A 21,944-nucleotide genomic window follows, 5' to 3' on the forward strand; every position below is an offset into this window, starting at 1 on the left:
CTTCTCCGCCTCGGCAACCGCCTGGCAGTTCAATATTTTCACTTCAATCCTGTTTATTGGTATTCCCCTCCTTTACAACCGCTTTCAGTAAGAACAGATAATTGAGGCTGTCCGTGATCTTTTCATCCCACACGCTTTCCTCATAGGAAACGCTGTCCGCAAAGCACATGTCATACAAAGACACGATATGCTTCGCCAGCATCCCTGCAAGGGCCCGCTCCGGGGTGGTGTGCTGTAAGGCCGCGGCCGCCTTGTGATTTTGTCAAGATTAGTTGACACATTTTTCTCAAGGGTTTTGTATTCTATGCTGCTTCTTCCAGAGAATCATAGTATCGCTGTCGTTTGATGATGGGAGGAAGCCCTCCATTAGCAGAACAGATCCTCCGGTTATTCCAATAGCTGATGAAATATCTCCAGATCAGGGTTTTCAGTTCATCTGTGCTCATCTTCTCAGTATCATAGCGGTCATATAACAGTTCTGATTTCATTCTGGCCCACATGCTTTCACAGCGGGCATTATCATGGCATCTTCCACCCGCGCTGTTCATGCTTTGTCGGATGCCATATTGATTGATTGCGTCCCGATAAAGCCGGCTGGTGTACTGGCTTCCCCTGTCACTGTGGATAATTGCTCCGCGGATGCCTGGATACGCTTCCGCCGCGTTTTTCAATGTCCGCACACATAACGGAGCTTTCATGTTTGTATCCATTGCCAGGCCAACCACGCTGGAATCGAAGCAGTCGAAAACAGCGGAAACATACAGCTTTCCATCGCTGGCTTTGATCTCTGTTATGTCTGTTACGCACTTGGACAGCGGTTCCTCTGACTTGAAATCACGTTTTAACAGATCTTCTGATTTCCGGGCTTCCCGGTCTGCTTTCGTGATTCCGTTTGGTTTACGCCTGGGATGATGGCTGATTCCAATATCCTCCATGACACGGTAAACAGTACGTTCGCTGGGAATATCCACATTTTCAGGCTGTTTTAACATTAATGCCTGATACATGCGGATCCGGCCGTAGGTGTCATTACAATCGTCTTCCTCAAGGATCTCCATCATGGCATCTGCCAGAGCCTGGTACTTCCATGGGCGGTCTTTATTTGCAAGGTACCGGTAAAATCCCTGCCTGCTGACACGAAGGGCTCTGCAGTAAAAAGAAAGATTTCCTTTTAATTCGCCGTCTTTGGTTTTAAACGCAATAAACTTCATTCTTTCGTTTTTGCTGACCTCAGACGGCTCGCGGCGAAAAAAGCGCTGGCTTCCTCAAGAAAGTCATTTTCCTTTTTCAAACGGCGGATTTCTTTTTCCTGTTCCTTAACCTGCTGTCGGAGCTTTAAGAGTTCCTCATTAAGCGTCATGGCGCTTTGCGGGGTCTGTGAACCTGCCCCAAGGTCGAGGCTGCCAGGGCGGTTGGCCCGTACCCAGCCATACATAGTATTCTTTGGTACCCCCAGTTCTTTGGCGGCTTTTGCTTGTCCGATTTCCTTTGCGAGTTTCACTGCCTGTACTTTGTATTCATGGTCGTATTGCCTGTTTTCTGCCATTTTTGTTCACTCCTTATTCTCTTGATTATATCTAGTATATCATAAATTAAGTTGTTGATAGTTTCGGTATCTGGTATAATAGACTTAATAAATATAATTTATGGAGGCTGATTATGCCAGCGTTATCTTATAGCATTACAATATCAGATGAAGAACGTGATTACCTAAAATCATTGATAAAAGCCAGAACTATCCAGGCGCAGGTTGTTGACCGTGCCCGAATATTGCTATGGAAATCCGAAGCCAGGACAGACAAGGCTATCGCAGACGGCCTGGGCATTAGTGTGAATACCGTCCGGCGCTGTATTGACCGTTATCTTAACAATGGAATTAACCTTGCCATATTTGATGACGAGCGTTCCGGCAGACCAGTTGAGATTACTGACGATGCAAAAGCATGGATTGTCAGTATAGCCTGCCAAAAACCCTGTGACCCTGGCTATGCTGCAGAATTATGGACACTGGCTGCGTTGCACAGACATATACAGGCATATGCTGAAGAAGCCGGCTATCCACGCTTAAAGACAGTTACCAAACCATGGCTCCAAAAATATCTCAAAAAGATGGATATAAAACCATTCAGGATCAAGTATTATCTTGAACGGAAAGACCCTGATTTTGAGAATAAGATGCATGACGTCCTCCTGGTCTATAAGCAGGTCGAGATGCAGTTTGGCATTGATGGGAATATCATCATACCGGAAAACGGGCATTTGACACATACTGTTTCATATGATGAAAAACCCGGCATCCAGGCTGTTGCCAACAAATATCCCGACCATACCCCGACAGAGGAAAAAGGTTATGTCCGCCGGGATTATGAGTATGTGCGGCTTGGGACGCTGTCACTGCCTGCAGGTATTGACCTTTTGACAGGGGAGGCAATTCCATTGGTCAGCCAGACACACAAAAGTTCTGATTTTATCGAGTTTCTAAAGATTCTTGATGTAAAATACCCGGAGGGTGACACAATACGGCTGATACTGGACAACCACTCAGCCCATACTTCAAAGGAAACCCAACAGTTTCTTGCAACGTTACCCGAAGGCCGTTTTTTGTTTGTATTTACCCCGACACACACTTCATGGCTGAATATGATTGAAAGCTTTTTCAGCAAAATGACAAAGCAGATGTTAAAAGGCATCCGCGTCAATTCAAAGGAGGAACTGTCGGAGCGGATATACCGCTACTTCGATGAGATCAATGCCGATCCAATCGTTTATCATTGGACATATAAAATGGATGAAATTAATCCCGATGAAGCAGCAACTATTTAAACTATCAACAATTTAATATTCGCTATACTAGGGCTTTCGATGGCTGACTTGGAACTGCTTTCAATAGGATTAATCAATGATATGTACTGTGAGAGCCGCAATGATTCCTTTTCCTACGCTGTACTGGCTGATCAGGCCGCGTATGACGCATTTTGATTGAAAAACAGCCTTTTTCTGCTATGATTGGTAGTGGAAAAGGGCTGTAAGTATGACTTACAAGTCGCAATTTATCGGAGGAAAACATTCATGAAAAAGATTACTTCAATGATTGGTATTATAATTTTTTTATTCCTTATAACATCATGTAACCATAAAGATGTTGAAGATATTTCTGCTGATACAACTCAGCAGGTAGAAGAAACTAAAAATCAACATATTGAATCGCAGGAAATTATTGAAACAGATTCTTTGAGTTGGCTTGAAATTACAGAGGATGGAGTTAATGAGGAACTTTATTTGGAAAATTTAGATGCAGAAGTATTAGAAGCAGTTGCTACGAAACTTCGAGCATTAGTTGAAGAAGAAGTTGAAGCAGAGCGGGAAAATCCAGAAATAGTGATAACTGAAGGTTGGACAAGGGTATTTGACAGTGAACAATATAATGAAGTGCTGAATATGGGTGAGTCGGCTATGAAGCCGTTATATTGGATTATCTACAAAAGTCCGAATGCGGGAATGTATGAATATATTTGTGCAACTGCATTATATGAATTGTCTGGTTATGATTTCACAAATGAGGATGGGAGTCTTACATGGGTCAATTCCAAAGAATTTCTTGATAGATTCAATGAAAAAATTTTAAGCGATAGAAAAAGATAACTTCTCATTTGCAGGGCTGATACAACAGCAGAAAAATAGAATAGAATTCTTACATAGGCACTTGCCATAACAGCAGGTGTCTTTTTTTACGCATTTTTTCAGGGAGCCTTTTGGCTTCTTTTTTTCGTGGGGAGGTGCTTTGGGTGGGAGCGTCAAGGATACAGGGCATTACGGTGGAGATCGGCGGCGACACCACAAAGCTGACCACCGCGCTGAAAGGGGTAAACGGGGAGATACGCACCACGCAGTCACAGCAGAGAAAGTGCTTAAAGGCATCCCTTGTAATGCGCCACCGCCCGGATTTGCTTGGGGAGCTGATGGACTTGGAGCCGCCCGAAGGTGAGGATGTGGAAGCCTTGAAAGCATTTTGGGAGCAGGTACAGGAGCGGGAGAAGATGGCAGCGGAAATTGCAGATGATATCTTCCTCGTAGATTTCCATATATATGCAATTAAGTGTCCTGAAAACTGCATGATGCAGATAGGGGTGGAAACTGTCTGGCAGGTGATAGATGGCTCATTCAGCGGAGATAAGAAAACCATGAAGCAGTTAAGGAAACTGTTTAAAAAGATATATCTGTATTATGGTGTCACTGCCGAAGATATAAAAAATGAAACGGAAAGGTATAAGTCACTTTTAGGGGTATTGTGTTCATAGATGCCAGTTTCCGAGCCTTACGGAAAAGCAATATCCCCAATAAGCCACAGCCTGACAGGGTAGGCAGCCCCGGTTTTCCGGCAGATTGGGGAATATAATTGTGATAAGAGAGGTATTTGGGATGTTAAAAAAGCTGAACCAAATTACAAATATAACAATCGGTTCTTTTGTAGGAGTTTTCATTGGATGTGGAATAAATGTATTTTGGGATTATAAAAAACACCCTGATTTATATACTATGCAATCAGCACCGTGGTACACAAGTATTTTTGTTTATGGCATAGTTATGCTTATTTTTGTGACGGTGGCGATTATTGCGAAGCTAATCATCCGAAAAAAGATGAAAAAGGAAATAAAGCCAATAGACGAATATCCCCAATAAGCTACAGCCTGACAGGGCAGGCATCCCCGGCTTTCTGACAGATTGGGGGAGCAGGGAGAGGAGGTGAAGGTCGGTATGGAATTTGACCGTGGAACGTAAATAAAGTTTTTTGCATGGAGAAATAAACTGCTCGGACTTATCACGAGAGAACAGGAGCGGTTCTGACCGACAGAGGAGCCGCAATATTAAAAATAATGGAGGATGAAAGGAAATGAATGTTAATGGAATAGGAGCAGCAGGATACCCGGCAGCAGGGTATGAAACGAGAAGGACAAGAAGGAATTACATCGACCAGATGTGCAACATGGTTCCGGCAGCACAGTCATCCGGCGGCACATTTGAGTTACATATTTCAAACGATAAGGACGGAAAGGCAATCGGCTCAATGTGCGGGGCGGATTATTCCCTTACGGTCTATCAGCCGAAGGACTTTGATCTGCAAACCCGGTATATAAGGTGAAGGTATGGGATAAAGACGGAAATGTAACAGAACGCATGGTGGATGTGTCAAAAGTTGATACAACGGGCAGTGACTATATTGATATGTTTGCATATTCCAGCCACTTATTGGCAAGCTGGAAATGTCCGGGCGCACAGTCCGCTGTTATCAGGGCAGGGGCAAATCAGCATGGCGCTGACAATAGGACACATGATGACCTGTTCGGGATGAATGACTGGATCAGCGTTTTAAAGGATGCTATGCAGACACAGTATGATGCCGGGAATCTGAAGGGCTATCTGGATTATAAGCAGTTTTGGGACTTCATGGATAAGTAAACCATGCGGGATTTATTGCATAAGTGGTTCTTTATATATCTGAACCATACGAAGAAAACCAATAAAGCACAAACGATAAAAGGGAACCGGCAGGGATAGGCTGGTTCCCTCATTGTATACCAATGAAGAAAGACGGCTGCCAGAGCAAGTGAAGCGTCTTTTCTGTACGGATTTTAGCAATACACATGGATCCCCTACTTTTCCTCCTCCGCTGCAAGCCTGGGACGGCACAGGTGTACTTCGCTCCATTCCTTCATCTGTTCCAGGATGGGGACGAAGCTCTCGGCCAGCTCCGTAAGAGTATATTCCACCTTGGGCGGTATCTCCTGGTAAATCTGGCGGTTGATCCAGCCATCGTTTTCCAGTTCCCGGAGCTGCTTTGTCAGCGTTGACTTCGTGATCTCGTCTCCGATCCTCCTTTGCAGCTCCCCGAACCTCTGGACCTTATATACAGCAATATACCACACAATGAGAATCTTCCATTTTCCACCGAGGATGGACTGCAGGGTGGTCATCGGGACGCAGCTTGCCATCAGGCTCTGGCTGCGGGAAAATTTGTTGTCAGCCATAGAAAAGACCTCCTTTACATGGGGAAATTATACCGTATTTTGCGCCTGTTATCAAGATAGTGTATTTTTAAATACCGGTTTTTCAAAAGATACCAGGTGTTAAAAATACGTCCAGGACCATTAAAAGACAGTACTTGTTATATCCATTTTTTCGTTTTAGACTGTGCTTGAACGGAGGCGAAAGGGATGAGGAAAGACGTTCAGGTTTCCGTCCTGGGCATCCTGGATGCAGGGGGCGGACCGGAAGCAATCCTGACAAGGACGACAGGGATCTGCTCACCCCAGGGCGGGGGATATCAGGTCAGCTACCGGGAACTGGATGAACATGGGAATGTCACGGACAATCTCCTGTTCCTGTCACAAACGGAGATAAGGCTTGACAGGAGCGGTGCTATCTCCGGCAGTTTCCGGTTCATGCCGGGGGAGAGGACAAAGGCCCTTTACTGGACGCCCTTTGGGGAGATTGGCTTTCTGGCGGAGACGGAGAGCTGCACCATGGAGGCGGACGGGAACGGCCTGGAGGCACGGCTGGAATACCGGCTGTACGAAGGCGGGCGCCTGTTCTCACAAAACATCCTGTCCGTCCGCATAAAGTCCAGCTAAGAAATGTCAATAGGTAAAGTGAAAAATGTTAAAAAAGTTTTTTTCAAGCAGTTGATGTAAAAAAGGGTAACTTTAATAAGCCCACCCATGTGGAAATCTTTAAAATTCATGATAAACCTGTTAGGCTGCGTTCTGTATCTTGTCGGGATGCGCTGCCAGATACCGCTCACAGTGTTCCTGAGGAGTGATGATCTCAAATGGTTTATTATCCCGGAGCATGGCAAAAATGATATTGCAGATTTTATGCATGACAGCCCCGACAGCCACGTTTTTCTTCTTGCTTTTGCATTTGTCGGTATAATAGCCGTGGATAACTGGATTTACTGGTGTTTTTGTCCCTTTATCCACCTTAAGATTATTGATAGCCACCATATGCAGGATACGCCTGGCAAGGCTAGAACCCCTCTTGGACATGTGGACTTTATCCCCATTGAACTTGCCGGATTGCTTCACGGCAGGATCCAAGCCGAAGTAAGCATAAAGCTTCTTTGGGGAAGAAAACAGGTCAAAGGAGCCCATTTCAGCGATCAGGACGGCTGCACTGAGAAAACCGACACCACGTAGGGACTGGAGAAGGAAGATACGGTCATAAACCGGCGTCCCTTCCAGCTTATCAACAGCCTTATGCAGGTCCTCAAGTATATTGTCCAGATGCTCCTGGTATTCCCGGTAGGTTTTGATATACAGCCGGATCCGGAGTGCACTGCTTTGAAGCGCACGTCCGAAAACAGCGGCGTCCTTTGCGGCAGCACGTATGGCATCATATTTGGAAACGGCATATTTTTCACCGAAACGTGCGGTTTTGCGTATGGTTTCCACAAGTATGTCTTTTGGGGCGGCAAGCATGTCTGCGGCAAAGGGGTAAGCTTCCAGAAGATTTAAGGAAGTTTGGGTAGTGACCGTGCTAAACACCTTCCGGTATGCGGGAAAGGACACTTTCAGTTCCGCCGTGAGCTTCAGGACGACAGCGGACTGCAGGTCTTTGAAGTAATAGTAGTCCCGTACCAGGTTGCGCAGGTCAATGACCTCATCATCTGGTATGATGGAAGTCTTAAGGGAAGCATCCAGGCCGACTTTGGCAGCTTTTTTTGAATCAAATTTATCATTATGCAGTTTCCTTACGTTCATATTTGTGCTATTCTTAGTGATGATAGGATTAATGACTGAGCAGTCAAACCCCTTATCACGAAGGAAGTACAGGAGCGGGATGTGGTAGATCCCGGTGGACTCAAGGAAGCAGCGGCTTTCGAGGGAATACATCTCTTGTGCTTCCTTTATTTTTGCGACAGCAAGCTCACGGGACTGCGGATCAGAATGAATGATCTTAAAAGGTTTCCCGGTGAGAATGCCATTGGGCAGCATGATGGACATCCAGGTGAAGTCTGCGCCGACATCAAGCCCGACTGAGAGATAAGGGATGCTTTCAAGCATCATAAGTACTTTTGGGTATTTCATGGTTTTATCCTTTCTGGCAGGCATCCATTTCCAGAGGGCGGATACACAACCTAGCGGTTTATACAGGTATAGCCTGGGGCTTCCCAACCAGCCAAAACATAAATCACCACCGAATGGACTGACAGACTTTCTAAGAGGTTTCACCAGCCGGAAGGCCGGTTCCCAAGGAGGTGTCGTCAATGATCCTGCCTCCAGTGATTATACCTCTATCTTTTGTCTGGTGCATTAAGGAAACCTCAGACATGGTAAATAATGTTACTTTATAACTTCTGATGGAGGGGGAACTCCTCCTTCCGTTATATCTATATAGATTTATTAGATTGGACTTTGTAACTATTAACCAGTAGTCATTCTTGACTACACCATTATTATACTAGGAGGACGGAATGGCTGGCCCCGGCCTGGATCATACGACAAGGAGGAACCACATATGAGAAAACTATTTACTTCGGAATCCGTAACGGAAGGACACCCGGACAAGCTCTGCGATCAGATCGCAGATGCCATCCTGGATGCAGTCCTTCGGAAAAAGCCCGATGCAAGGGTGGCCTGCGAGGTGTTCGCCTCGACAGGGGCAGTCTTCATCATGGGGGAGGTATCAGCCGGGGGACTGGAGGGGATCGACATTGAGGCAGTTGCACGCGATACGATCCGTGAAATTGGGTACAGGGACAACCGTTTTGGGTTTGATGCGGACGCGGTCGCAGTGATCACCGCCATCCACGGCCAGTCACCGGACATTGCCCAGGGTGTCAGCCGGGCGCTGGAGGTCCGGGGGAGCAAGAAGCAGGAGCTTGGGGCCGGCGACCAGGGGATGGTATTCGGGTATGCCACGGACGAAACGGACGAGCTGATGCCCATGCCGGTCTATCTGGCTCATGCCCTTACAAGGGAGCTTGCCCAGGCAAGGAAAGGCGGGGACATCCCGTACCTGGGGCCGGACGGGAAGGCGCAGGTGACGGTGGAATATGAGGACAGCAGGCCGGTACGGGTGGATACCGTGGTAGTGTCCACCCAGCACCTCCCGGAGATTGGGCATGACACCATCGAACAGGACATCATCGGGAAAGTCATCCGCAAGGTGATCCCGGAATGCCTGATGGACGAAGACACCAGATACCTGGTCAACCCCACAGGGCGCTTCGTGATAGGAGGCCCCCAGGGGGACACCGGACTGACGGGCAGGAAGATTGTGGTGGATACTTACGGCGGGGCCGCCAGACACGGAGGCGGCGCATTTTCGGGGAAGGACCCTACAAAGGTTGACCGGAGCGCTTCCTATGCCGCCAGGTATGTGGCAAAGAACCTTGTGGCGGCAGGGCTGGCCCGCCGCTGTGAGATACAGATAGCTTACGCTATCGGCGTGGCGAAGCCAATCTCCGTATCGGTGGACACCTTTGGCACAGGGGCGGTTCCCGATGACAGGATACTGGAGCTGGTGGAGGAACACTTTGACCTGCGCCCATCCTCCATCATAAGGGGGCTGGGGCTGCAGAAGCCGATTTACCGTTCCACGGCGGCATACGGGCACTTCGGGCGCAAGGACCTGCAGCTTCCCTGGGAATGGACGGATAAGGCAGCAGCGCTCCGTGGGGCGCTGGCGAAAATGAGTGAATGAACGGAAGGAGAGATGACTTATGCATTACACAGGAACGATATGGAGGCCGCCCTATGAGGCGTGCAGCGCACTGATCCAGGTGACGGCAGGCTGCACCCACCACAAATGTAAATTCTGCACGCTCTATGAGGACGTGCCGTTCAAGTTCAGGATGTCCCCCCTGTCAGAGGTGGAGGCGGATCTGAAGGAAATGAGCCGCTATTACCGGAACGCAAAGAGGGTGTTCTTTACCGGGGCCAATCCCTTTGTATTGAGCTTCGACAAACTGAAAACGCTGGCAGGGCTGGTAAAGAAATACTACCCCAAAGTGCAGTCCATCGGTTGTTTTGCCCGCATCACGGACATCACGCCGAAGACCACGGAGCAGTTGAGGGAACTGCGGGAAATGGGGTACAACAGCCTCACCATTGGCGTGGAGGCCGGGGACGAGGAATCCCTGTCCTTCATGCACAAGGGCTTCGGGGTAAAGGAAATCCTTACGGAGTGCCAGCGCCTGGACGAAGTGGGCATGGAGTACAATTTCTTTTACCTTGCCGGCATCTATGGTTCCGGGCACATGGAGGAAGGGGTGAAGAACACGGCGGCGGTGTTCAACCAGCTCCACCCGAAGATCATTGTTTCCTCAATGCTGACCATCTACCCATCCTCGGAGCTGTACCAGGAAATTCAGGCCGGGAACTGGGCGGAGGAAACGGAGATTGAAAAGCTGTATGAGCTGCGGATGCTGATAGAAGGGCTCGCTATTGATACCTATTTTGCCACCATGGGCGCGTCCAACTGCGTCAACGTGGAAGGGCATCTGCCGAAGGACAGGAACAGGATGATCAAGTGGCTGGATGAGGTCATCGGCTCCGTGGATGAAACGGAACTCAGGAGATACCGCGAGAACCTGCGGCATCTGTAAAGGAGGGATGGGGCAATGATACAGGACATTTTCCCCTACCGCCTGGACCATGCATTCCGTGACAGGGAACCGGAGCCGGAGGATTGCTTTTTCTCCTTCCGTGGCGGAGAGGTGCTGCTGCGGGTATCGGAGGACGGCAGCAGGAGGATTCCGGTATTCCATGACCTGGGTATGCCTTTTGCAGAAGTGCGGAGGCTGGCGGTTTTCCTGTTCTGCGTGGACGGGGTGACTGTCTATCTGCTGCGGCAGCAGGGAGACGTCCTGCCCGAAAGGGAGGGCAGGAAGTATCTTCCGCTCCGGGAGCTTGACGGCATCCTGCCGAGCTGGGCGTATTTTGCCGGGGCCACTGCCCTGCACCTGGCTGGATGGTATGAGAGGAATGTCTACTGCGGAAGGTGCGGAAGTGTGAGGGCGCAGGACAGGGGGCGGCGGTCACTTAGCTGCCCGGACTGCGGGGACACCGTTTATCCGGCCATCGCCCCGGTGGTCATGGTGGCGGTCACGGACGGGGACAGGCTTCTGATGACGAAGTACGGGGACCGTCCCCTCCCGCAATGGGTTCTGGTGTCAGGCTTTGTGGAGGCAGGGGAGACGCTGGAGGAAGCGGCAGAGAGGGAAGTCTATGAGGAAACGGGCATCCGCATCAGGGGCCTTAAATATTTTGGGAGCCAGCCCTGGGGCTTTTCCGGTTCCGTGATCGCAGGCTATACGGCGGAGCTGGACGGTTCGAACCAGCTGCACATCGACACCGGGGAACTGTCAGCGGCGGCATGCACCCACGTTCCAGTCTGCCGAAGGAGCTGACGGACATCAGCATCGCTTATGAAATGATAGAGGCAATGCGCCTGCCGGAGAAAGGAGGGGTCGGATGAATACCTATTGCAAGGCTGCTATAAGGAACCAGAAGGAGCTCATGACCGGAATATGGAAAATGGAACTGGAAGCGCCTGAAATCGCCCATAGTGCCAGACCGGGGCAGTTCATCCAGATGTACCCGCCGGATGAGAGAAACCTGCTGGCACGCCCGATCAGCCTGGCGGCCATCCATGGGGAAAGTGTGGAAGTAGTGTACCGGGTGGTGGGGAAGGGCACGGAGCAGTTCTCCCGGCTGCGGGATAATGATATGGTACAGCTCATGGGGCCTCTGGGGAACGGGTTCACGTTGCCGGAGGCAGGGGAGCGGAGCGTCATCATCGGCGGCGGCCTGGGGATTCCTCCCCTTCTGGAGCTTTCCAAAAGGATTCCGGGAGAGGCGGAGGTTTTCCTGGGCTATGCGGATGCCCCGTTCATGGACGGGGATTTCCGGGGACATGGCCGGAAGGTCCATGTGGCGAGCCAGACCGGGAATGGCGGCTTTCGCGGGACGGTGCTGGAGCTTGTGGAGGCCATCGCGCCTTTTGCGGACAGGGTATATGCCTGTGGTCCCCGGCAGATGCTGCAGGCTGTGGCGGAATGGGCAGAAAGGCAGGGCATCCCGGCCCAGGTATCCATGGAGGAACGGATGGCCTGCGGCATAGGTGCGTGTCTTGGATGTGCAGTGAAGATACAGAAGCCGGGGGAGAAGGACTGGCAGTACCTGCGGGTTTGCAGGGACGGCCCGGTCTTTTCCGGCAGGGAGGTGGTGTGGAATGGATGACAGGATGGAGACGGTGGTTGCAGGGGTGGCGCTGAAGAACCCGGTCATTACGGCATCGGGCACATTCGGCTCCGGCCGTGAGTACGGGGAGCTGATTGACCTGAACTGCCTGGGAGCCGTCACGGTCAAAGGGGTTTCCTGTGAGCCGTGGAAAGGGAATCCGATCCCCAGGATTGCGGAAACGCAGAGCGGCATGTTAAATTCCATCGGGCTGCAGAATCCGGGAGTGGAGCATTTCATTGAGCATGACCTGCCGTTCCTCCGGCAGCATGACACAAAAATCATCGTGAATATCTGCGGGCATACGCTGGCGCAGTATTGCGCGGTTGCGGAGAGGCTGGCGGACTGTGATGTGGACATGCTGGAGCTGAACATCTCCTGTCCGAATGTGGAGGAAGGAGGGCTGGCTTTCGGGACGGCCCCACGGATGGTAGAGCGGGTAGTGCAGGCGGTACGCCATTATACCGGGCAGCCGCTGACCGTGAAACTGTCGCCGGAGGTCACGGACATAACGGAGATTGCCAGGGCAGCGGTATCGGGTGGTGCGGACGCGCTTTCCCTGATCAACACGCTGCGGGGGATGAAGATAGACATCCACAGGCGCAGGGCGGTGCTCGCCAGTAAGACAGGGGGTTATTCCGGCCCAGGCATTATGCCGGTGGCGTTACGGATGGTCTATGAGGTGTGTAAGACCGTTGACGTGCCAGTGATCGGCATGGGCGGCATTGCCACCTTTGAGGATGCCCTGGAGTTCATCATGGCGGGGGCTGCCGCAGTCGCGGTGGGGACGGCGAACTTCCATAACCCTTATGCCACGGTGGAGATCATAGAGGGCATCCGGGGGTATCTGGAAGAAAACGACATAGCCTCTTTGGACAAGATCAGGGGCATTGTTGATTAGCCGGTACAGGCGGCAGAATGCTGTGGAGGATATGCTTGGGCCATTATTCATTTTATAAGGGAGGTGGACACATGGAGAACAGTTTGGCGAGCAGGGAGTGGATTGACAGTAATCTGCTGACAATCATTGATATTGGAAAGGTTCATTTCTGCCTGGAGTACCGCTCGGTAGAAGTATGCGGGCAAGAGGTGGAGCTGATCACAAAAGAATTTGATATACTGGCCCTTCTCATCATGAATCCCAGGCGCGTGTTTACCTATGAGATGATCATGGATTTGGTATGGCATGAGGATTATGATATTTATGCCCGGAGGACGATAATCAACCATATCAGCAATATCCGTAAAAAACTGATGTCTGTGCCGGGGGTGCCGAATTATATCAAGAGCGTCCACAGTGTGGGTTATAAGTTTAATGAATAGAAACTCTGGCGGCTGGGTCTGCCGGAGTTTTTCTTGGTTAAAAAATGAGTGTTCCATGACGGGTACTGTACATCTCCCCGTTATAATGCTTCCAAAAGGGAGGCTGGCTGCCTGGATAGTCTTCTGTTCTTCCTTATATAAGGAGGGAATCGGGGATGTTTCCGAAAGGCAGACAGCTACGAAGGAACAACTGTATATTTAAGGCCCTATGCGCCGCAATCCGTGAGTTTGGGATTGCGGCGCTTTTCATTTCGACAGAATCAGATAGAGTTCGGCTTTATCCTCCTTCTTTCACGGATATCTCACATCCGTATCTGTATGTGGGACGACGGAAAATATCAGTGTTCCGTTGCCGTTCCCCGCCTTCTGATTTCGATTTTGCCAGTCAACTAAAAATCGAAATTGGAGGATTACCCATGAAGAAAATCAATCTGCGGGATTATTACCCGTTTTATACAAAGGACACTGTTGTTGAGGTGCCGGAGGAAATTGCATTGCTGCTCCGGGAGTATGAGCTTCTGGAAGAAGCATACAGAATCCGTACATACCGTTACAAGGCTTTTTATTCTTTGGATTATGCTGGAGGCATTGAAAGGGATATGGCAGCTTTGGACCAGAAAAATCCCTGTGATCTTGTAGAGCAGCTTTATGACAGGGAACAGCTTTATAAAGCCCTTGCCTCTCTGCCGGAAAAACAGCGAAACCGGATTTATGCGCATTATTTTCTCGGCATGAGCAAGAGCGCCATTGCCAGGGCGGAGGGAATCAATGAGAGCAATGTGAGGAAATCCATTGAACACGGTTTGAGCAATCTTCAAAAAGTTTTAGAAGAAATTTTTTAATTCAGACGGCGAAATTGCCCTGAAAATGTACGGAATAGTAAGAAGGGCATTTCTGGCAGGACAAGCCGGGGGTGAGGCAGCAGGGCACAGGCTCTGAACCACCCCAAGGAGTGACTAATATCTGCTCTGCCCTTTGCGGCACCTTGACAATTTCATACACATTGCTATGGGTACTTCATTCTGTGTTCCGAGCGGAGGATGGGGCGGCGCAAAGACAGACAGCCTGGGGAGGTGATGAATAAAGGCTGTCCGAGCGGTCCACGTTTCCACCGATCCGGCTGTGGCAGGCCGGACGCGATGACGACGCAGATCATAATGGTACTTTCTCACGACCCCTCACAGACTGGAAGGGGAGTCCCTGCGGTGTTTGCTTGCTCTGGCAAAGCGGCGGCACAGGCGGGGCTATGATGCGGTGAAGCCGGCCGCAGCCTGTAGCAATCCCTTCCTATATAAATGTGTATGGGACCTGCCGGGGAGCGTGGCAAATACGGCGGACAGAATCGAGATCAGATACAATGGGCCGGGTCTGTGACTATAAGAGCGCAGGCCCGACTTATTCATGTGGCCTTGATAAAGACATTGGGAACGGGAAGGAGGTTTTTCTTTGGAGAATATGAGGACAGACAGGAATCCTGTCATGCGGTTACATATCAACAGCTCGGCGGTCACGATCATGTTCAGCGGGAGCGAGGGTACGGATGTGAAAAATAAGGTCAGGGACATACTCACGGAGGCATATGAGGAACGCTTCCAGAAAGAGTTCATCCCATGCGGCCAGGCACTATGAAAACAGGAGGATTGCGGTGCTTTTCCTCAAAAGACGCGTTGCCGTCAGGGGCATTTCACGGTATAATATAAGTACCGGGAGCGGTATTGCACCGGCTGCACATTGACAAGCGAATAAGGAATAGCAGCGTGATTCCGTACAAAAAGAATGTACGGAGGTAGCGTAATGAAACGGGTTTATTGTCTTTATAGAGTATCGACCAAAAAGCAGGTAGACAAGAACGATAAGAATGAGAACGACATCCCCATGCAGAAAACAGCGTGCCGTGATTTTGCCAGCAGCCAGCAGGACTGGACGATCCTGAAAGAGTTTTCCGAAAAAGGGATTTCTGGCTATAAGGTATCGGCGGATGACAGGGACGCCATTCAGGAGCTGAAAGAGGCGGCCTTGAATAACGAGTTTGACATTCTTCTGGTATTTATGTTTGACAGGATTGGGAGGATTGACGACGAGACGCCTTTCGTGGTGGAATGGTTCGCCAAGCACGGCGTTGAGGTATGGAGTACCCAGGAGGGGCAGCAGTGCTTCAACAACCATGTGGACAAGCTGATGAATTATCTCCGGTTCTGGCAGGCGTCCGGCGAGAGTGAAAAGACTTCCATCCGGATCAAGAGCAAGATGCAGCAGATGACCCTTGACGGGTTATATACCGGCGGCCCGGTCAAGTTCGGGTACCGTCTGGTGGACAGCGGCCTTGTGAACCGGAAGGGTGCAAAGGTTAAGAAGTATGAGATTGACCCGGCGGACAGCGAAGTGCTCCACATGATCGACGAAATGACGATCCATAAGGGGTACGGCTCTTACAGGATGGCGGACTTCCTTAATAAAAAGGGGTACAAGCCCAGCGGCGGGGGAAAGTTCACAAGCATTAAAGTAATCCGTATCCTTCGGGATTCCTTCTATTGCGGGAGGCTGGAGGACGGCTCAACTTCCCCGCAGTTGGAGGCGCTGCGGCTCCGCAGTGATGATACATACGACCAGATTCTTTACATTCTGGAGCAGAGACAGAATAAGAACGAGGAAAAGCGGCATATTGCTTTACAGACCAAAGGACAGGCAATGCTTTCCGGGAATGTGTTCTGCGCCCACTGCGGCGGGAGGCTGACAACCATCCGGTACCGCGACAGTTATACGAGGGCTGACGGCACGGAGTATTCCGTGGACCAGATCAAGTATTCCTGTTACCACAAGAGCCGCAAGCTCTGCAAGTGTGACGGGCAGACGACCTACCAGGCGGACAGGGTGGACGAGACCATCCGGCAGATCATCCGAAAAATCTTTAGCTGCATGGATGGGGCGCCGGAGGAAGAAAAGCTGCAGGCAATGTTCAAGCGGCAGATGGCCGGGAACAGGGCCACGCAGAAGAAGCTGGATTTGGAGATTAACAAGAATAAGGAGCAGCTCACGAAGCTGCAGCTTGAAATCGCAAAGACGCTGACAGGCGACAGTATTTATTCCCCGGAGGATCTGTCCCAGGCGATCCAGACCATCAAGTCACGGGTCACCGAGGCGGAGGCAAAGCTCACGGAGCTTCGGGAGGAAGAAGCCAGGAAGAAACAGGGGATTGACCTGATCACCCCGACCTATAACCAGTTCAAGTCCTGGGCGGAGGAATTTGACACTGCCACACTGGAGCAGAAGAAAATGATAGCCTGCCACTTGTTCAAGCGTATTGAGGTTGGGAGGGATTACAAGATCTCTGTGGAACTCAACATGTCATACCAGCAGTTCTGCTCCGAGTGGGGCGACGGCAGCGTTTTGGTTACGGCGGCCATCTGATAAGGAGGTGGCCGGCTGATGTACCCTATCATTGAAAGAGACGGATTATGTTTCATTACGGATACTTATGTACTGCGTTATAAAAGAGCAAAAAATTTTCAAAAACATAAAATTCCCTCTTGCCAAATGAGAGAAGTTGTGTTAATATATTATTCGTTAGGTCACCAGTCAGATGGTAGCCGAACAGAGTGAAAAGTATAGCCTCGATTGTAATTTGGACATAACACTCTATCAAAGAGATTTTACGGTATGTAACCGTATCAATGGTAGAGCACGCGGCTGTTAACCGCGGGGTTGTTGGTTCGAGCCCAACTCGGGGAGTGAAAAGGAATCCTGTAGGCAGCAATGTTTACAGGATTTTGTGTAGTTTAAATCAGGAGGTGGTATGATGAAAAGCGCCTGGCGATGATGACAAATGCTGCTATTTGATTCCGGTATTAAAAGATTCCATGCAGTCGGTTGGAACCTGCAGTTTTATGATAAGTGCGGATAAGAAGATTTATGATATTGCTTACTATGTGCATAAAAATTACTGGCGTCAGGGATATACAACGGAAATCGCGCAGGGAATGATTGATTATGCCAGAAGACAGGGGGCGGAAAAAGTTACAAGGGACGGATGTGGTTATAAAAGATTATAAATATGAGATTTTGCTTTGAGTCTGATGTATGGTATAATCTGTTTTGAGGAGGTATAATCAAATGAAGAAAAGTACAGTGAAAACAGGTACCTTGTTATTGTCCGGCCTTTGCTGCCTGATGTTGCTGAATGGTTGTGGCTCTCAGGGGAAAAACAAATCTTCGGATTGGCCTGCCGCAGATGAGGCCGGAAGAGAAGTGGAGAATTTGGAAGAAGGTGCATCAGCTTTTGCGGAAGAAGACCTGGGAGAATTTTCCATAAAAGATATAGAAGGTAACACATACACTCAGGAAATGTTTGCAGATTATGACCTTACCATGGTAAATGTATTTACTACCTGGTGCTCGCCGTGTGTCAGAGAAATTCCCGATTTGGAAAAGCTGAGCAATGAGGTGAAAGATCAGGGGATTAATGTGGTGGGAATTGTTCTGGATGCCATTGACAGTTCCGGTAAAACAGATGAAGAAGTTGTGGAAAAAGCAAAACTGCTGGCTGAAATGACAGGTGCGGCCTATCCCTTTCTGATTCCGGATGAAGGGTATCTAAATGGCAGGCTTTCCGGAATTGCGGCGGTTCCTGAGACTTTTTTTGTAGATAAAGAAGGGAATATTACAGGGGAGACTTATTCTGGCAGCCGCTCTCTGGAAGACTGGAAAACCATTGTAGAGACAGAACGGGAAGGAGCGGCAGAATGAGCCGTCTCCGGCCTGCAGGGAAGGAATCAGATTCAGGCGGCAAAGTAAATTGCCACAGGGCTTCCCGGACAGGTATCTGTATGGCAGCGGCGGGAATTTTTATGATGGGATTTGGAGTTTACCGGGGAGAAGTGTCCGTGGTTCTGGAAAAAGCAATCAATATCTGTATGGAGTGTATTGGAATTGGATAAAAGAAAAAATGCAAATGAATGGAAACGTCACGGAATACAGGCTCTCTGGGCGCTGCTTACCAACAGCTATCTGGCAGGTTTTGTTCAGGGAAAAATATACAGGGGAAAGCTGAAAAATCTGTGTGTTCCCGGATTAAACTGTTATTCCTGTCCGGGGGCTGTGGGCGCCTGTCCCATTGGAGCAATGCAGGCGGTAATCGGAAACTGGAATTTTAAATTTGCATTTTATGTGGCAGGATTTCTGATGTTTGTGGGAGCACTGACGGGCAGATTTGTCTGCGGCTTTTTGTGTCCCTTTGGCCTGATTCAGGATTTGCTGCATAAAATTCCTTTCCTGAAAAAAATAGAAACATTCAGGGGAGATAAGCTGCTCCGAAAACTGAAATACGTTATTTTACTGGTATTTGTCATATTTCTGCCCATGGTTCTGGTAGATGTGCTGGGTCAGGGAGCACCCTGTTTCTGTAAATTAATCTGTCCGGCAGGCACATTGGAAGGCGGTTTTCCATTGGTTCTGTTAAATAAATCCATGCAGAGCGCTGTTGGATGGCTGTATGCCTGGAAGAACGTTATTCTGATTGTTATGGTTATATTTTCCATGATGATTTACAGGCCTTTCTGCAAATATATATGTCCATTGGGGGCTGTTTATTCTGTTTTCAATCCCATTGCGGTATTACGGTACCGGGTGGAAAAAGAAATCTGCACCGAATGCGGCGTCTGTGCGAAAGTCTGCAAAATGCAGGTGAATCCGGTGGAGAGCCCGAATCATCCGGAATGTATCCGCTGCGGTGTATGCAGGAAGTCATGTCCGGTAAATGCAATACATTAAAGTAACAGTTCAGCCTGTATTCTGTGCGAATCATGCTGGCATGAATGAGCTCAGAATACAGGCTGAACTGTTACATATTAAATGAAATGTTATAAAAAAAGTACTTGCATTTTGGAACGAACTGTGATAATATTAATCCGTCGCTGAGATAACGACAGGATAAGACAACTGGCTCCTTGGTCAAGCGGTTAAGACATCGCCCTTTCACGGCGGTAACACGGGTTCGATTCCCGTAGGAGTCATTTCATAGTTAATATTTTATTGAATGCCGGGCATTTGAGAGAGAGATTTTGTTGAGTATCGGTATTTGGTGAACATAATATGCCGATGTGGCTCAATTGGCAGAGTAGCTGATTTGTAATCAGCAGGTTATCGGTTCGAGTCCGATCATCGGCTTGTGTTGATTCAATCAACTTGGACCTTTAGCTCAGTTGGTTAGAGCAACCGGCTCATAACCGGTCGGTCCTGGGTTCGAGTCCCCGAAGGTCCACTTTTATTAGCTATGAGATTATGGCCCAGTGGCTCAGTTGGTTAGAGCGCCGCCCTGTCACGGCGGAGGTCGAGGGTTCGAGTCCCTTCTGGGTCGTCGATACAGTTTTATATTGTATCTTTATTGTGTGTAATGCTCAATAAAATATGATTACCGGATACAGACGTTCGGTAAGAGATTAAATGGGATCTTAGCTCAGCTGGGAGAGCATCTGCCTTACAAGCAGAGGGTCACAGGTTCGAGCCCTGTAGGTCCCATTTGTGCCGGCGTGGCGGAACTGGCAGACGCGCAGGACTTAAAATCCTGTGGTGGCAACATCGTACCGGTTCGATTCCGGTCGCCGGCATTGGATGAATAGAATTTTGAAAATTTAACAGACAGATTTTATTGCAGATATGGTTCATTGGTAGAACGCCAGCTTCCCAAGCTGGAAAGGCGGGTTCGATTCCCGTTATCTGCTTTTTATTTTACAGAAAATACTGAGTCACGCTAACGTGTGAAAGTATTTTCTATAAGAAAAACCATTATACGCAGGGTCTGTCCCGGCGAAGCGAGGGTACTTGTGCAAAGGGTTCAAGAATGAGGGGACAGAACTGTTACGATTTTATAAGGAGGAAAAGCATATGGTAAAGCATATTGTAATGTTTAAACTGAAAGAAGAATTTAACGGGAAAACTGCCATGGAAAATGCTGCGGAAGCCAGAGCCAGGGCGGAGCGGCTGAGAGATCTGGTGCCCTCTGTGGTAAAAATGAAAGCAGTATGTAATGCTCCGGCAGCAGATGGAACCAATTATGAGCTGGCTCTGATTTGTGACTTTCAGGATATGGAAGGGCTGAATGCATATCAGAACCATCCGGAGCATATAAAGTTTGGAGCATTTATCAGTCAGATGCGGGAAAGCAGAGCCTGCATTGACTATGAATATGAAGCATCCGAATCTAAGTGATGGTAAAGGTATCTGCCAGCAGCAGCCAGTTCGCCCGAAAGAGCTGCATAATCTGCCAGTAGCCCATACCGCGAAGACGGTATTCACTGACGAGGCCGAATTTGGCGGAAAGGCTTCGGACATCTTCAAACCATACTTCATGGGTGCTCCCCTCTGAGACGTAACGAAAATAAGGGGACTGCGCAGTTTCATCAAACTGAATAACAGCATTGTGGGCAATGGCAATCTGGACGGCCTGAACATTGCCGATGGTAGTGGCTTTTGAGGTACCCTGCCGGAAAGGCAGGGTCCAGTCATAGCCGTAATTGGGAATACCAAGGCTGATTTTGGAGGCCGGTATTTTTGTCAGAGCGTATTCCACGACCTGGCGGACTTTATTGAGGGGAGCCACTGCCATGGGAGGGCCATATGTGTATCCCCACTCATATGTCATCAGAAGAACGGAATCAGCAGCTTCTCCGAGCAGTCCGTAATCCTTGCCTTCGTACAGCAGACCGGTCTGGCTGTCAGAGGTTTTGGGAGCCAGCGCCACGGAAACAGGGTAACCCAGCTCATTTACGGCTGTCCGTATATCCCGGACAAAATTCACAAAAGGAATTTTATCTTCCGGCAGGATGTATTCAAAGTCAATGTCCACGCCTTCAAAGCCCCGTTCTGTTATCTGAGAAAGCAGATTTGCAATCAGATTCTGTTTAGCAGTTTCATTATTTACCACCTGGGAAATCAGGTAGTTGCTGAACTGTCCCGAAGGACCGAAAGGGGTCAGAGTCAGAATGGGAGCGGTGCCGGAAGATTTTGCGGCAGAAATCATGAATGAGTCATCCAGAGCAGGAGGTATCAGTTCTCCCTCTGTGGTAAATCCATAAGAGAAAATAAACAGGCTGGAAAGATAAGGAAGAGTCTGTTCCAGTACCCATCTGCTGATAAAGGGATAGGCATATCCTCCGGTGATTACTTCATAAGTTCCGGCAGATTCTGAATCCGGCTGGTTTTCCGTAGACAGAAGCAGAGCCTGCCCTACAGCCAGCGGGTAGGGGTACGGAAGCTGATTATTGTAAATAACAGACTGGGCGGAAATTCCGTGGGAGGATGCAATGGTATCCACTGTGTCACCGGGACGTACAATATAAATTTCCATATATGCAGAAACCCTTTTTCTTTAAAATATGAAACGGC

The 21,944-nt window shown here is 49.2% G+C and carries 26 protein-coding genes, 7 tRNA genes and 1 pseudogene; 28 read left to right on the forward strand and 6 right to left on the reverse strand.

The window, feature by feature from the left end; all coding sequences use genetic code 11:
• Positions 1-43: 43 nt before the first annotated feature.
• The 3 genes and pseudogenes from VSQ32_20315 to VSQ32_20325 all read right to left on the reverse strand — a co-directional run bounded on the left by VSQ32_20315 (position 44) and on the right by VSQ32_20325 (position 1,546).
• Positions 44-253: pseudogene (locus tag VSQ32_20315) on the reverse strand (hypothetical protein).
• Positions 254-302: 49 nt separating this feature from the next.
• Positions 303-1,211 (reverse strand): IS3 family transposase, encoded by a 909-nt coding sequence (locus VSQ32_20320; protein ID MEH2945118.1) that lies wholly within the window; start codon positions 1,209-1,211, stop codon positions 303-305.
• Positions 1,208-1,546 (reverse strand): transposase, encoded by a 339-nt coding sequence (locus VSQ32_20325; protein ID MEH2945119.1) that lies wholly within the window; start codon positions 1,544-1,546, stop codon positions 1,208-1,210. Before VSQ32_20325 ends, VSQ32_20320 begins: the two co-directional genes overlap by 4 nt.
• A 113-nt stretch (positions 1,547-1,659) precedes the next feature.
• On the opposite strand from VSQ32_20325, the gene VSQ32_20330 reads away from it, so the two are divergent.
• The 6 genes from VSQ32_20330 (at position 1,660) to VSQ32_20355 (ending at position 5,457) form a co-directional block, all read left to right on the forward strand.
• Entirely contained in the window at positions 1,660-2,823 is a 1,164-nt protein-coding gene (locus tag VSQ32_20330) for an IS630 family transposase (GenBank protein ID MEH2945120.1), read from the forward strand.
• 246 nt (positions 2,824-3,069) lie between these two features.
• Positions 3,070-3,642 (forward strand): hypothetical protein, encoded by a 573-nt coding sequence (locus VSQ32_20335; protein ID MEH2945121.1) that lies wholly within the window; start codon positions 3,070-3,072, stop codon positions 3,640-3,642.
• A 143-nt stretch (positions 3,643-3,785) separates the two neighbouring features.
• Complete coding sequence (locus VSQ32_20340; GenBank protein ID MEH2945122.1) at positions 3,786-4,298, forward strand: hypothetical protein; 513 nt, start codon at positions 3,786-3,788, stop codon at positions 4,296-4,298.
• Positions 4,299-4,419: 121 nt separating this feature from the next.
• Positions 4,420-4,680: a hypothetical protein gene (locus tag VSQ32_20345; protein MEH2945123.1), complete on the forward strand. Its 261-nt coding sequence runs from the start codon at positions 4,420-4,422 to the stop codon at positions 4,678-4,680.
• 211 nt (positions 4,681-4,891) lie between these two features.
• Positions 4,892-5,140: a hypothetical protein gene (locus tag VSQ32_20350; GenBank protein MEH2945124.1), complete on the forward strand. Its 249-nt coding sequence runs from the start codon at positions 4,892-4,894 to the stop codon at positions 5,138-5,140.
• Positions 5,137-5,457 (forward strand): hypothetical protein, encoded by a 321-nt coding sequence (locus VSQ32_20355; protein MEH2945125.1) that lies wholly within the window; start codon positions 5,137-5,139, stop codon positions 5,455-5,457. The genes VSQ32_20350 and VSQ32_20355 overlap by 4 nt, the downstream gene beginning before the upstream one ends.
• 194 nt (positions 5,458-5,651) lie before the next feature.
• Here the strand turns inward: VSQ32_20355 and VSQ32_20360 are convergent, their stop codons facing one another.
• A complete protein-coding gene (locus tag VSQ32_20360) occupies positions 5,652-6,026 on the reverse strand; it encodes a helix-turn-helix domain-containing protein (GenBank protein MEH2945126.1) in 375 nt (124 codons plus the stop codon).
• Between the two features lie 186 nt (positions 6,027-6,212).
• Between VSQ32_20360 and VSQ32_20365 the strand changes: the two genes are divergently transcribed.
• Positions 6,213-6,629, forward strand: a complete 417-nt coding sequence (locus VSQ32_20365) for a DUF1934 domain-containing protein (GenBank protein ID MEH2945127.1) — start codon at positions 6,213-6,215, stop codon at positions 6,627-6,629.
• A 120-nt stretch (positions 6,630-6,749) separates the two neighbouring features.
• On the opposite strand, the gene VSQ32_20370 is transcribed toward VSQ32_20365, so the two are convergent.
• Complete coding sequence (locus tag VSQ32_20370) at positions 6,750-8,084, reverse strand: IS110 family transposase (protein MEH2945128.1); 1,335 nt, start codon at positions 8,082-8,084, stop codon at positions 6,750-6,752.
• A 430-nt stretch (positions 8,085-8,514) separates the two neighbouring features.
• Here VSQ32_20370 and metK point away from each other — a divergent pair, with 430 nt between their 5' ends.
• The 21 genes from metK to VSQ32_20475 all read left to right on the forward strand — a co-directional run bounded on the left by metK (position 8,515) and on the right by VSQ32_20475 (position 20,768).
• On the forward strand, positions 8,515-9,702 hold the full coding sequence (gene metK, locus VSQ32_20375) for a methionine adenosyltransferase (protein ID MEH2945129.1): 1,188 nt from the start codon (positions 8,515-8,517) through the stop codon (positions 9,700-9,702).
• A gap of 19 nt (positions 9,703-9,721) precedes the next feature.
• Positions 9,722-10,606, forward strand: a complete 885-nt coding sequence (locus VSQ32_20380) for a radical SAM protein (GenBank protein ID MEH2945130.1) — start codon at positions 9,722-9,724, stop codon at positions 10,604-10,606.
• 15 nt (positions 10,607-10,621) lie between these two features.
• Positions 10,622-11,410, forward strand: a complete 789-nt coding sequence (locus tag VSQ32_20385) for an NUDIX domain-containing protein (GenBank protein MEH2945131.1) — start codon at positions 10,622-10,624, stop codon at positions 11,408-11,410.
• 64 nt (positions 11,411-11,474) lie between these two features.
• Entirely contained in the window at positions 11,475-12,242 is a 768-nt protein-coding gene (locus VSQ32_20390) for a dihydroorotate dehydrogenase electron transfer subunit (protein ID MEH2945132.1), read from the forward strand.
• Positions 12,235-13,143 carry a dihydroorotate dehydrogenase gene (locus VSQ32_20395; protein ID MEH2945133.1) on the forward strand — a complete coding sequence of 303 codons (909 nt, stop codon included), beginning with the start codon at positions 12,235-12,237 and terminating at the stop codon, positions 13,141-13,143. Before VSQ32_20390 ends, VSQ32_20395 begins: the two co-directional genes overlap by 8 nt.
• Positions 13,144-13,214: 71 nt before the next feature.
• Positions 13,215-13,565: a winged helix-turn-helix domain-containing protein gene (locus VSQ32_20400; protein MEH2945134.1), complete on the forward strand. Its 351-nt coding sequence runs from the start codon at positions 13,215-13,217 to the stop codon at positions 13,563-13,565.
• Between the two features lie 416 nt (positions 13,566-13,981).
• Entirely contained in the window at positions 13,982-14,407 is a 426-nt protein-coding gene (locus VSQ32_20405; protein ID MEH2945135.1) for a sigma factor-like helix-turn-helix DNA-binding protein, read from the forward strand.
• A 604-nt stretch (positions 14,408-15,011) separates the two neighbouring features.
• The gene (locus VSQ32_20410; protein MEH2945136.1) at positions 15,012-15,194 is read left to right on the forward strand and encodes a hypothetical protein; all 183 of its coding nucleotides are present in this window, start codon (positions 15,012-15,014) and stop codon (positions 15,192-15,194) included.
• A 165-nt stretch (positions 15,195-15,359) separates the two neighbouring features.
• Positions 15,360-16,973 (forward strand): recombinase family protein, encoded by a 1,614-nt coding sequence (locus tag VSQ32_20415; protein ID MEH2945137.1) that lies wholly within the window; start codon positions 15,360-15,362, stop codon positions 16,971-16,973.
• Positions 16,974-17,422: 449 nt separating this feature from the next.
• On the forward strand, positions 17,423-17,614 hold the full coding sequence (locus VSQ32_20420) for a GNAT family N-acetyltransferase (GenBank protein MEH2945138.1): 192 nt from the start codon (positions 17,423-17,425) through the stop codon (positions 17,612-17,614).
• A gap of 61 nt (positions 17,615-17,675) precedes the next feature.
• Complete coding sequence (locus VSQ32_20425) at positions 17,676-18,308, forward strand: TlpA disulfide reductase family protein (protein ID MEH2945139.1); 633 nt, start codon at positions 17,676-17,678, stop codon at positions 18,306-18,308.
• 80 nt (positions 18,309-18,388) lie between these two features.
• Positions 18,389-18,499, forward strand: coding sequence for a CD1871A family CXXC motif-containing protein (locus VSQ32_20430; protein MEH2945140.1), 111 nt, complete (start codon positions 18,389-18,391; stop codon positions 18,497-18,499).
• Positions 18,492-19,331 carry a 4Fe-4S binding protein gene (locus tag VSQ32_20435; protein MEH2945141.1) on the forward strand — a complete coding sequence of 280 codons (840 nt, stop codon included), beginning with the start codon at positions 18,492-18,494 and terminating at the stop codon, positions 19,329-19,331. The genes VSQ32_20430 and VSQ32_20435 overlap by 8 nt, the downstream gene beginning before the upstream one ends.
• A 170-nt stretch (positions 19,332-19,501) precedes the next feature.
• A tRNA-Glu gene (locus VSQ32_20440) sits at positions 19,502-19,573 on the forward strand.
• 81 nt (positions 19,574-19,654) lie between these two features.
• Positions 19,655-19,727: transfer RNA gene (locus VSQ32_20445), tRNA-Thr, on the forward strand.
• Positions 19,728-19,747: 20 nt separating this feature from the next.
• Positions 19,748-19,821 (forward strand) — tRNA-Ile (locus VSQ32_20450).
• Positions 19,822-19,843: 22 nt separating this feature from the next.
• A tRNA-Asp gene (locus VSQ32_20455) sits at positions 19,844-19,917 on the forward strand.
• Positions 19,918-20,005: 88 nt separating this feature from the next.
• Positions 20,006-20,078 (forward strand) — tRNA-Val (locus VSQ32_20460).
• 5 nt (positions 20,079-20,083) lie between these two features.
• Positions 20,084-20,167: transfer RNA gene (locus tag VSQ32_20465), tRNA-Leu, on the forward strand.
• 43 nt (positions 20,168-20,210) lie between these two features.
• Positions 20,211-20,281, forward strand: a tRNA-Gly gene (locus tag VSQ32_20470).
• Positions 20,282-20,444: 163 nt separating this feature from the next.
• The gene (locus tag VSQ32_20475) at positions 20,445-20,768 is read left to right on the forward strand and encodes a Dabb family protein (protein MEH2945142.1); all 324 of its coding nucleotides are present in this window, start codon (positions 20,445-20,447) and stop codon (positions 20,766-20,768) included.
• Here the strand turns inward: VSQ32_20475 and VSQ32_20480 are convergent.
• Positions 20,761-21,906, reverse strand: coding sequence for a glycosyl hydrolase family 18 protein (locus VSQ32_20480; GenBank protein MEH2945143.1), 1,146 nt, complete (start codon positions 21,904-21,906; stop codon positions 20,761-20,763). The two genes, VSQ32_20475 and VSQ32_20480, sit on opposite strands and share 8 nt — an antisense overlap.
• Between the last annotated feature and the right edge of the window lie 38 nt (positions 21,907-21,944).

Source organism: Lachnospiraceae bacterium JLR.KK002 (assembly GCA_036941025.1).
In the GTDB taxonomy this organism is placed as follows: domain Bacteria; phylum Bacillota; class Clostridia; order Lachnospirales; family Lachnospiraceae; genus Petralouisia.

Bases quoted from the DNA above. Each gene is read 5' to 3' on its own strand.
- VSQ32_20320 (MEH2945118.1), bottom strand. From the start codon at position 1,211: ATGAAGTTTATTGCGTTTAAAACCAAAGACGGCGAATTAAAAGGAAAT.
- VSQ32_20325 (MEH2945119.1), bottom strand. From the start codon at position 1,546: ATGGCAGAAAACAGGCAATACGACCATGAATACAAAGTACAGGCAGTG.
- VSQ32_20330 (MEH2945120.1), top strand. From the start codon at position 1,660: ATGCCAGCGTTATCTTATAGCATTACAATATCAGATGAAGAACGTGAT.
- VSQ32_20335 (MEH2945121.1), top strand. From the start codon at position 3,070: ATGAAAAAGATTACTTCAATGATTGGTATTATAATTTTTTTATTCCTT.
- VSQ32_20345 (MEH2945123.1), top strand. From the start codon at position 4,420: ATGTTAAAAAAGCTGAACCAAATTACAAATATAACAATCGGTTCTTTT.
- VSQ32_20350 (MEH2945124.1), top strand. From the start codon at position 4,892: ATGAATGTTAATGGAATAGGAGCAGCAGGATACCCGGCAGCAGGGTAT.
- VSQ32_20360 (MEH2945126.1), bottom strand. From the start codon at position 6,026: ATGGCTGACAACAAATTTTCCCGCAGCCAGAGCCTGATGGCAAGCTGC.
- VSQ32_20365 (MEH2945127.1), top strand. From the start codon at position 6,213: ATGAGGAAAGACGTTCAGGTTTCCGTCCTGGGCATCCTGGATGCAGGG.
- VSQ32_20370 (MEH2945128.1), bottom strand. From the start codon at position 8,084: ATGAAATACCCAAAAGTACTTATGATGCTTGAAAGCATCCCTTATCTC.
- metK (MEH2945129.1), top strand. From the start codon at position 8,515: ATGAGAAAACTATTTACTTCGGAATCCGTAACGGAAGGACACCCGGAC.
- VSQ32_20380 (MEH2945130.1), top strand. From the start codon at position 9,722: ATGCATTACACAGGAACGATATGGAGGCCGCCCTATGAGGCGTGCAGC.
- VSQ32_20385 (MEH2945131.1), top strand. From the start codon at position 10,622: ATGATACAGGACATTTTCCCCTACCGCCTGGACCATGCATTCCGTGAC.
- VSQ32_20390 (MEH2945132.1), top strand. From the start codon at position 11,475: ATGAATACCTATTGCAAGGCTGCTATAAGGAACCAGAAGGAGCTCATG.
- VSQ32_20395 (MEH2945133.1), top strand. From the start codon at position 12,235: ATGGATGACAGGATGGAGACGGTGGTTGCAGGGGTGGCGCTGAAGAAC.
- VSQ32_20400 (MEH2945134.1), top strand. From the start codon at position 13,215: ATGGAGAACAGTTTGGCGAGCAGGGAGTGGATTGACAGTAATCTGCTG.
- VSQ32_20405 (MEH2945135.1), top strand. From the start codon at position 13,982: ATGAAGAAAATCAATCTGCGGGATTATTACCCGTTTTATACAAAGGAC.
- VSQ32_20415 (MEH2945137.1), top strand. From the start codon at position 15,360: ATGAAACGGGTTTATTGTCTTTATAGAGTATCGACCAAAAAGCAGGTA.
- VSQ32_20420 (MEH2945138.1), top strand. From the start codon at position 17,423: ATGCAGTCGGTTGGAACCTGCAGTTTTATGATAAGTGCGGATAAGAAG.
- VSQ32_20425 (MEH2945139.1), top strand. From the start codon at position 17,676: ATGAAGAAAAGTACAGTGAAAACAGGTACCTTGTTATTGTCCGGCCTT.
- VSQ32_20430 (MEH2945140.1), top strand. From the start codon at position 18,389: ATGGCAGCGGCGGGAATTTTTATGATGGGATTTGGAGTTTACCGGGGA.
- VSQ32_20475 (MEH2945142.1), top strand. From the start codon at position 20,445: ATGGTAAAGCATATTGTAATGTTTAAACTGAAAGAAGAATTTAACGGG.
- VSQ32_20480 (MEH2945143.1), bottom strand. From the start codon at position 21,906: ATGGAAATTTATATTGTACGTCCCGGTGACACAGTGGATACCATTGCA.